This window comes from Armatimonadota bacterium (assembly GCA_035527535.1).
Classification (GTDB): Bacteria; Armatimonadota; Hebobacteria.
Genome location: DATLAK010000058.1, coordinates 1 through 8,937, shown reverse-complemented (window position 1 = coordinate 8,937; position 8,937 = coordinate 1). Strand labels below are relative to the sequence as shown.

8 protein-coding genes and 1 tRNA gene are annotated in these 8,937 nt (G+C 68.1%); all 9 read left to right on the top strand.

What is annotated here, in order from left to right; genetic code table 11:
• Window positions 1-324: 324 nt before the first annotated feature.
• The 9 genes from VM221_03640 to VM221_03600 all read left to right on the top strand — a co-directional run bounded on the left by VM221_03640 (window position 325) and on the right by VM221_03600 (window position 8,888).
• A complete protein-coding gene (locus VM221_03640) occupies window positions 325-993 on the top strand; it encodes a hypothetical protein (protein ID HUT73914.1) in 669 nt (222 codons plus the stop codon).
• Window positions 994-1,329: 336 nt separating this feature from the next.
• On the top strand, window positions 1,330-2,625 hold the full coding sequence (locus tag VM221_03635; protein HUT73913.1) for an HD domain-containing phosphohydrolase: 1,296 nt from the start codon (window positions 1,330-1,332) through the stop codon (window positions 2,623-2,625).
• Window positions 2,609-3,946: an HD domain-containing phosphohydrolase gene (locus tag VM221_03630; GenBank protein HUT73912.1), complete on the top strand. Its 1,338-nt coding sequence runs from the start codon at window positions 2,609-2,611 to the stop codon at window positions 3,944-3,946. The genes VM221_03635 and VM221_03630 overlap by 17 nt, the downstream gene beginning before the upstream one ends.
• Window positions 3,936-4,529, top strand: coding sequence for a DUF5317 domain-containing protein (locus tag VM221_03625; protein HUT73911.1), 594 nt, complete (start codon window positions 3,936-3,938; stop codon window positions 4,527-4,529). The genes VM221_03630 and VM221_03625 overlap by 11 nt, the downstream gene beginning before the upstream one ends.
• A 213-nt stretch (window positions 4,530-4,742) precedes the next feature.
• Complete coding sequence (locus VM221_03620) at window positions 4,743-6,152, top strand: sigma-70 family RNA polymerase sigma factor (GenBank protein ID HUT73910.1); 1,410 nt, start codon at window positions 4,743-4,745, stop codon at window positions 6,150-6,152.
• Between the two features lie 128 nt (window positions 6,153-6,280).
• The gene (gene holA / locus VM221_03615; GenBank protein HUT73909.1) at window positions 6,281-7,408 is read left to right on the top strand and encodes a DNA polymerase III subunit delta; all 1,128 of its coding nucleotides are present in this window, start codon (window positions 6,281-6,283) and stop codon (window positions 7,406-7,408) included.
• Window positions 7,409-7,490: 82 nt separating this feature from the next.
• Entirely contained in the window at window positions 7,491-7,769 is a 279-nt protein-coding gene (locus VM221_03610) for an acylphosphatase (protein ID HUT73908.1), read from the top strand.
• Window positions 7,770-7,847: 78 nt separating this feature from the next.
• The gene (locus VM221_03605) at window positions 7,848-8,459 is read left to right on the top strand and encodes a hypothetical protein (protein ID HUT73907.1); all 612 of its coding nucleotides are present in this window, start codon (window positions 7,848-7,850) and stop codon (window positions 8,457-8,459) included.
• Between the two features lie 354 nt (window positions 8,460-8,813).
• Window positions 8,814-8,888: transfer RNA gene (locus VM221_03600), tRNA-Gln, on the top strand.
• Window positions 8,889-8,937: the final 49 nt, after the last annotated feature.

Below are 8,937 nucleotides of genomic sequence, written 5' to 3'. Positions count from 1 at the left end.
GTGACGCCGTCAAGTCGCGACGCGCGCAACGAACTTATCCACAATCCACACCTGGGCCTATCCCCCCCAACCTCGCGGGAGGGAGGGGGACATTTTCCCTGTGCAGTTGCATGGGGACATAATCGCTATGCTACCAGACGGCACGTCGAAAGGCTTGACACGGCAAGAGGGCGATGCTAACATAAGGCGTATCGTCTGGAGGCCCATCCAGGCGCAAGGATCGCTGGCGCTTGCTGGGCGGCGCGCCACTGCCGCGAGGCGTCCGCCAGGGCGGCGCGTACGGTTCGAGAGAGCAGGGCAGCGATCCCGGCTGTGTGGTGGCCGATGAGCGAAACGCCTAGGGCTCCGTCAATCGCGGCTATAGAGCAGACGATCAAGCGTCTGCGCAATGTGCTATCGGTGCGCGTGGCTGGAAACGGCCAGGGCATGGTGGACGAGATCCATGTGCTGGTGGACAGCAAGCGCAACCCGAAGCAAGTTGGGCGCGACATCGAGTCCGCGCTCATGAGTGAGCTCGGGCTGCGGATTGACCATCGCAAGATCAGCATCGCGCAGGTGCGCGACGGCGAGGGGCGGACGGCGGACTCTCGCCTGCAGCTTGTCAACATATCGTTCTCGGTGGACCGCCGCGCGGTGCAGGCGCGGGTCACGCTGGGGCGCAGCGAGGACTCCTTCGCCGGACTTGCCTCGGCGCCGAGCTACGACTACGAGCAACTGCGGATGGTAGCCGAGGCGACGCTGCAGGCGGTGACCGAGTACCTGCACACGGCGGTGGAGGATGACGGCCTGCGTCCCTCCCTGGTGATTGAGCAGGTGCAGCTTGCCCCCCTCGGCAACGGCGATGACCTGGTGACGGTGTCGGTGAAACTGGTTCATGGAAGGGGTGATGAAACGCTGGTAGGGTCGGCGCTGGTGCGCCGCGACGCGTGGAAAGCGGCGGCGTGCGCGACCCTGGACGCAGTCAACCGAAGATTGCCTTGGTTTGTGGAATAAACGCACCTGACATGGCAACAACATAGCTAGCCAGCATTCCGTCCCGGCGCAAGCGCCGGGCGGCGATGCCTTCCGTAGCGGGGACCAGGATCCAGGACGTCAGGGCGAAACCCCTGGAGCGGAGCGGATGCCTGTCTGCTTTCTAGCGGAGCCAGGCAGAGTACTGAACTCCAGGAGGTGTCGCTGTGGGAAAGTGGATTTCCGCACTGCTGGCCCTGCTGTCTCTGGTTCTGGCCGGCGGCGCCTGGATTTCGTGGCCGTAAGCTGACCGGAAGTTGATGTAATGCCCGTTCTCCCTGGACTCCCGGTCCCCCACGGAAGCAATCACCGACGGGCATGTCGAAACTGTCGCCGCCATTGCGGGCATACCTCATCGCCGTCCCCCTGCTGGGGGCCGCTCTGCTGGCGTGGCTGACCATCAGGCTCGCCGGCTATCCCCACCTCAAGCTGATCGAAGGCATTCTGTTCTTCCTCGTGCTCACCATCATCGCCGCCCAGTCCCCAGTGCAACTGCCCCGGGGCGGCATCATGAGCATGGCCTTCGCCGTCGGCTATGCCTGCATCATCATCTACGGCCCTGCGGTTGCGGCATGGGTGGCCGTGCTCAGCACACCGTGGCTGCTGCGCAAGAGCGTGTGGTACCGCATTACATTCAACGCCGGCCAGTACGTCCTGACCGAGGGCCTGGCGGGCCTGGTCTACCAGTGGGCCGGCGGCGAATTCGTGGCCCTCTCTCCCGATCCCCTATCGCTGCGTCACAGCGGCGCCGCCATCATCCTCTCGGGCCTTACTTACGCGCTGATCAACAGCTTCGCCGTCGCCATCGCGCTGGCGCTTCACGAGAAGCGCCGGCTCCTGGGCACCTGGCGCGTGGGCTTCGGCTGGATGGGGCCGCGTTACCTGGCGCTCGCCCCGTTCGGGGTGCTGATGGCGATGGTCTATCAGCTTCAGCAATTGCGCTACGTCGGGGTCGCGCTGTTTCTGCTGCCGCTGTTCTGGGCGCGCTATGCGTTCAAAGGCTACATGGACATGCGCGAGGTGCACCAGCAGACGGTCGAGGCCCTGACCAAGGCCCTCGAGGCGTACGACGCCTACACCGAGGACCACTCCGACCACGTCAGCGAGCTGGCGGAGAAGCTGGCGGTGCGGCTCGGCTTTCCCGAGACGCGCATGGAGGCGCTGCTGTTCGCGGCGCGCCTGCACGACATCGGCAAGTTCGTGATGGAGCCGGTGCTCAACAAGCAGGAGAAGCTGAACGAGGACGACTGGGCGCTGATCAAGCAGCACCCGGCCGAGGGCCAGCGCATCGTCGCGGCGATCGAGGTGCAGCCCGGCGCCGCGAGCATCGTTCGCGCCACTCACGAGCGCCCCGACGGCAGCGGTTACCCGGACGGCCTGCGCGGCGGCCAGATTGACCTCGCCGCCAGCATCATCGCCGTCGCCGACGCCTACCACGCCATGACCTCAGACCGCGCCTATCGCCGGGCCATGCCCGAGCATTCCGCCATCGCCGAGCTCGCTCGCGGCGCCGGCACCCAGTTCGAGTCCAACGTCGTACAGGCCCTGATCGAGCTGTGGCAGCAGGGCGAGCTGCCCCAGCCCCAGCGGAGAGATCATGCGGCGAGCGCTTAAGGTATATGTCTGGTTCGTCAGTGTCGCCGGCATCGTCGCCGTCGCCGTGACCGCGCGCTGGGGCAATCTGGAAGGCCTGCCCCACGCCTCACACATGGTGCTCGGGGACGTCGCCTTCTTCGTGGTCATGGGCTGCCTGCTGGACATGATGATTGTGCCCATGGCGCGCGGCGGGGCGGTGTCCGCCGGCTTCGCCGTCTTTTACGCCTGCATGTTGTACCTGGGGCCCTACCTGGCTGCGTTCGTCGCGGTGTTGGCCACGCTGTGGACCGATATCGCAGTGCGCCGCGGCATCCCCTTCTACAAGACCCTGTTCAACGTCGGCCATTCGGCGATCTCGGTGCTCGCGGCGGGGGGCGCCTACTACGTGCTCATGGGCGGACGGGTGGCCGATGTGCGCCTGGCGGATCTCGCCGACGTCGCGGCCATCATCGGTTCGGCGGCGGTGCTGTTCGGCAGCGAGGTCACGGCCGTAAACCTGGCGGTGGCGCTCGAGCGCCGGGCGCCGCTGCGCAGCGTGTGGATCGGCAACGCGCGGCTGGTGCTGCCCCTCGACGCCGCGCTGGCGGGCGTCGGGCTGCTGGTGGCCCTGCTCTACGAGAATCGCGATACGTTGTTCCAGGGCTACGGGTGGGCTTTCGTCGCCTCGGTGCTAGTCCTGCCCACCACCCTGCTCTACTACGGCTCCCGGCTCTACATGGACATGCAGCGGGTGTACGACAAGACCCTGCGCACGCTGGTGGCGCTCAAAGAGTCCAAGATCCACGCCGGCGCCCAGGAGACGGTGGGGCACGGCGAGCGCGTTGCCAACCTCGCTTCGGCCGCGGCGGACGAGCTGGGCATGTCCGCGGACGACGTCCAGTCCATCCGCTATGCCGGCTATCTCCACGACATCGGCGACGTGGCGGTGCCGACCCAGGCCTTCGACGGCGACCACGAGGACGCCGCGCTGACTGAGGAGCAGGCGACAAAGCTCCGGCGCCACGCCGAGATCGGTCATGACATCCTGCGGCCCATCGGCTTCCTGCGCCGCGTTGCCGTGCTTGTGCGACACCACGATCGCCGCTTCGATGCTGGGCCCTACGGCCCCGACGGGGAGGTGATTCCGTTCGGTTCGCGCCTGCTGGCGGTGGCCGAGCGCTACGACGACGTGACCAGGAGCGCGCGCGAACCGCTGTCCCCCGACGACGCAGTGCGCCGCCTGGTGGAGGAATCAGGCTCGCGCTTCGATCGGCGCGCGGTGGAGGCGTTCGTGCGCATGCTGGCGCGCGAGGCGGTGGTGGACGCGGTGCGCTGCGAAGAGGCGCCAGATGCTATTTGACGCGGTGCTGGCGGCGATCGTCGTCGCCCTCGTTGCCGGTGGGCGCCTGTCGCGGCTGGCGGGGCTCGAGCTGCGCTGGACGTGGGTCTTCGTGGCGGCGTTCGCCCTGCAGTTCGCCATCAAGCTCCTCGGCATTCGCGGCTGGCAACCGATGGCGGCTGCCGCCCCGGCGCTGCACGTGTTCTCCTACCTGCTGCTGTTTGCGGCGCTGGCGGCCAACCGCCGCCTGTGGTCGCTGTGCTTCGTGGCGCTGGGGGTGGCCCTGAACTTCACGGCCATTGTCGCCAACGCCGGGGCGATGCCGGTGCGGTCCGATCTCGTCCGCGCCGCCGGCCAGCAGCGGCTGCTGGCGGCGGTCGAGGTCGGCCGTTTCCCCACCCACCGTCTGCTCGACGAACACACCCGGCTGCCCTGGCTCGCCGACCGCTATTTCCTGCCCCCGCTGCCGACGCGCTTCCCGCGCTCGTGCGTGTTCAGCCCCGGCGACGTCTTCATCACCCTGGGCGCGGTGCTGCTCGTTCTGCGCGGCATGGGCGCCTTCGGGTGGGGGCAGGAGGGGAAGGAAGCAGGGAGCAGCAAGTAGGAACCAGGTTTACGCTGCGACGTCTCCTGCCATCCGCTTCCCCGAAAACGCCGCCGCAAGCCAAATGGCGCGTAGGGCTCAACGGGGCGATGGTGGGGGCGCTCCCCACCGCATCGCCGACAGAAGTATCCCGCCCCCGTATTCGGTTGCGCCTGCGGAGGACTTGCTCACTTTCGCTCTCCCAGCGCGTCATAGAGGATGGAGGCACGAGAGGTGACGCGTGCGACTGACCGCGAGCTCGTGAGCCGGGCGCGGGCCGGGGAGGCGGAGGCGTTCGCCGCGCTGATGGAGAGATACCGCGATGTGGTCTGCGCGATCGCGTACAGCTACCTGCGCGACTGGGATGACGTGCAGGACGCGGCGCAGGAGACATTCGTCCAGGCATACTTGCGGCTACAGCAACTCCGGGAGCCCGAGAAGCTCGGCGCATGGCTGCGGAGAATCGCGGCCAATGTGTGCATGGGGATGTTGCGACGGCCGCCGACGGCGGAGTTAAGGGACGATGTCGCGGCGCCCGATGACGCGGTACGGAGCCTGACGCGGGTCGCGGTCGCGGACGCGCTCGGGCGACTCCCCGAAAAGACGCGGGTTACCACGGCGCTGTTCTACATCGGCGGTCTCTCGCATGCTGAGGTTGCCGCACTTCTCGAAGTGCCTCTGAACACAGTGCGCAGTCGGCTGCGAAGTGCGCGGCGGCGGCTGGCGGAGGAGGTGTTGGCGATGGTCAGAGACGAGTTGCAGGAGGGCGCACGCAAGGTGCGCATCCGGAATCCGAGGGTCATTCAGGTCGAGCTTCGGGAGCCGCCGGCCCCGCAGGAACACGCGGACTTTCTCTATGGCCTCGTCAACGTGCTCGGAATCACGTTCGGCGAGCACCTGCGGGCGATCTTCCGCGCGGAGAGCTACGCCTGGGACGATTTCATGCCGCTGTGCTTCATCTACAGGGACGGGCACATGGTGGAGCACCGGTGGAAGCTGTGGTCGGTGGTGGAACACCTGATGTACCTGGCGAAGGGGCGCTACCGTGTCGACCCGTTGCACATGGGGGACGAAGGGCCATTCTACGACGCCGGTAACCCAGGCGATGTGCTGCAGGCCCCGTGTACGCCGATGCTCCGGCTGGTGGTGAAGGAACACAGCCTGCTGCTCTGGGGAGAGGATATCCGGCCGCGCATCGAGTTAGTGCAGGATCGGCAGGAGTTGTTGAGGGATGTGCTGGCGCCGGCCCTCAACTGGCTCAGAGGCATTCACTATGCCAAGCCGGATGCCTCGTCGGCGTTAGACGAAGAGATCCGGTACCCGCTCTCAGACCCCGCGCCGGAGCGGCCGGACCGCGGCTACGGGGACTTCATGCACGCTTCACTCTTGCTCCTCCATATCGCCCGCGCGCTTGTCTTCCTGAAGTGCGGACAGTTGGTATTGAACCAGATGGATGTCGCGGATGCGTTCGCGCAGCATGTCGGCGGCCCGTGGGCCGAGTTGGTGTGCCACATTGCCGCCGCACACGCGGGGGGCCTTCCAAAGAATCGACAGCGCCAACTGCATCTCTGGGCATGCCGAGAGCTGTCCGCGTGTGGGAACTGCTTGCTGGAGGCGATGGGCTGTTCCCGGAAGACGGGCTGAGCACTGTCCACACCGAGGGCAGGACACTTATCTTCCCGCGCAGGTTCCCGTGGGTGAAGTGGGGCGGGCAGGAAGGCGGGCGGCACGGGCCGAAGTATGAAAGGTCACATCCACTCGTGGAGCACCCAATGCCCACGCTCTCCGCAACCGAGTTCCGCCGCAACCACTATGACCCACAGGGGCAATGGTGCCTGCTGCATGGGCCCGAGCACGAGCTCAAGCTGCGCGTGCGCAGTGCCATCATCAACCGCCTGGTGGCGCCCGAAGATCGCGGATACGCCGTGGAGACGATGACGCTGGCCAAGGGCGCGCGGGCGGCCGCGGTCATGCGCGGGGCGCAGACGCCGGCGATGCTGGGCGCGACGCGAGTCGTGGTCGTGGAGTCGATCGAGAACCTGTCCGCGGGCGAGCAACGCGAGCTGGCGCGAGGGCTCCAGGTGGCCCCGAGCACCACCGTGATCCTGGTCGAAGGCACTCGCGGTCAGCACGGCGGTGACCGCCCCCGGGGGGCCGACAGAGCGGGGCGCTTGAGTCGCGAACTGATGGAGGCGGTGGCGGACGCGGGCAGCGTCGTCGAGTGTCAGACCCCGACGCGCGACGACGCCGCGGCCTGGGTCGCGGCGGAGGCGCACGCGCTGGGCGCGGCGATCAAACCCGCGGCCGCAGCCATGCTGGTGGAACGCGTCGGCGCCGACCTCGGCCGGCTCTCGCGCGAGGTCGAGAAGCTCTCCCTGCTGGCGGTCGGGGATGAAGGAATCACCACCCAGCACATTGAGGAGGCGACGGCGCCGACGCCGGAGGACAACATCTTCGCGGTGGGTGACGCTATTGGGGTCGGAGACGGCGACCGGGCGCTGGCTGCGCTGCGCGACCTCATGCTTTACCAGGGCGTCGAGCCGACCACGGCCCTCGCCTTCATGGCCCGTCAATTGCGCTTGATCTGGCAGGCGCGGGTGCTGCTTGACGCAGGCTGGCGGGGGGGCGCCGAGGTGCCGGCGGCGGCGCAGGCCCTGCTGCCCGAGCGCAACGACATCCGCCAGTATCTCGGCGGACGCCGCTGGCTCGTCAACCGCCTGCTGGGGCAGGCGCGCCGATTCCCCTGGCCGCGGTTGATCCACGCGGTGCGCCGGGTGCTGACTGCGGAGCTGTCGCTGAAGGGCGTCGGCGCCGGGATCAGCGATCCTCGCATCGCGTTGGAGATGCTGGCGCTGGACCTGTGCCGATGGGATGGGCGCTCCGCGACGGGCGAGGGATGATATCGCGAAGGCGCGGGCTTGGCCGCGCGGCGCTTGCGCGCTTCGCAGCCCGCCGGCGGCGGGCTCGCCGATGGGGGCCGCCATGGCGCAACCGCGCCTGCATGCGATCATACGGGGGCGGGTGCAGATGGTAGGCTTCCGGGCGTTCGTGCAGAGACGGGCGCTCGAGCTCGGGCTTGCCGGCTGCGCGCGCAACACGCCCGAGGGCACGGTCGAAGTCGTAGCCGAGGGGCCGCGGGAGCGCCTGGAGCCTTTGCTCGCCGATCTGCATCGCGGGCCGCCCGCGGCACGGGTGGACGGCGTTGACGTGCGGTGGGAGCAGGGGGATGGTACATTTCGCTCCTTCCGGATCGGCTGCTGAACAGTGACCTGCGGGCGTTGTCATCAGCATAATCCGCCCGGGCGCGCGACGTGTTGGAACTGCGGCGAGCCGCTGGCGATGACGCCGGCCGCAGAATTGCCGCCACCGGCCGGTGGTGGTGCGCCTTCGCGCGGGGGAGCCGGCGCGAGCGCTGATGCCGATGATGTCTCCGAGCTGGGGGTGCTGGGGCCGCTGGGTGGGAGCCAATCCCCCCAGCATCCTCTCCACCCGATCTCGAGCCGCGTGCCGTTAGCCCGCACCGGGACCGCGCGGAAGGGGCGCCAGTTGCTCGTGCGCGGGAGCGTCGGGGGCGCGCTGACGGGCGCAGCGGCGGTGGGCATCGCGTACGGCTTCCTCGCCGCCGCCGCTGCGGATGTCCTCGAGGCGGCGGGAATCTCCCCCGGCGCCACGCTTGTCGTTTCCATCGCCTACGGCCTCATGGCGGGTGCGGTGCAGGGCGCCATCGTCGGCGCGCTTACCGCCTACTATGGCGGCGGCATGTGGACCGGCGTCAAGGTCGGCGCCGCCCTGGGGCCGGGCATGTCGCTCACGCAGCTGGTGGTGACGGGAGGAATCGCCACCGTCACCGGCCCCGTGCTCGCCGTCACGCTCGGAGCTTTGGCGCTGGCGGGGGCGGCGCTGGGAGCGCTCGTGGGCGTGACGGTGGAGGCCCTCGCTCCCGCGGTGTAGCTCGGTCCCGGTGGGCGGCAACCTGCTCTCTCGGCGGCCTTTGCAGTGCTCCCTTCCTCGCTGCCCGACACTCAAGCACGGCCGAGAGCGAACGACTACAGTTGGCTCACCTCCTGCCCTGACTCACTCATGTCTGCTCAGGCCTGGGCCGCGGCCCGTTTAAGCCAAAGGTGGCAACTGCGCATCGCGGCGTAGGCCCGGAGGGATCCGTCTCGCAATCTCGTCCGAACTCAACACCGCGCGAAGGGGGGTCGTTTTCGTCTTGCAGTTGCATGGGGACATAAGCGCTATGCTACCAGAACGAGCTGCGGCTGGGTTGACCGGCTACCCTCGCTGTGGTAGAATCGTGCTTGATGCCGGGTGGTGCAATGGTAGCACGCCTGACTCTGGATCAGGAAGTTCTAGGTTCGAGTCCTAGCCCGGCAGCCAATCACATGAAGCGTACTGGCGCCCGGCCGTGGCGCCGACTGTTGTCCAC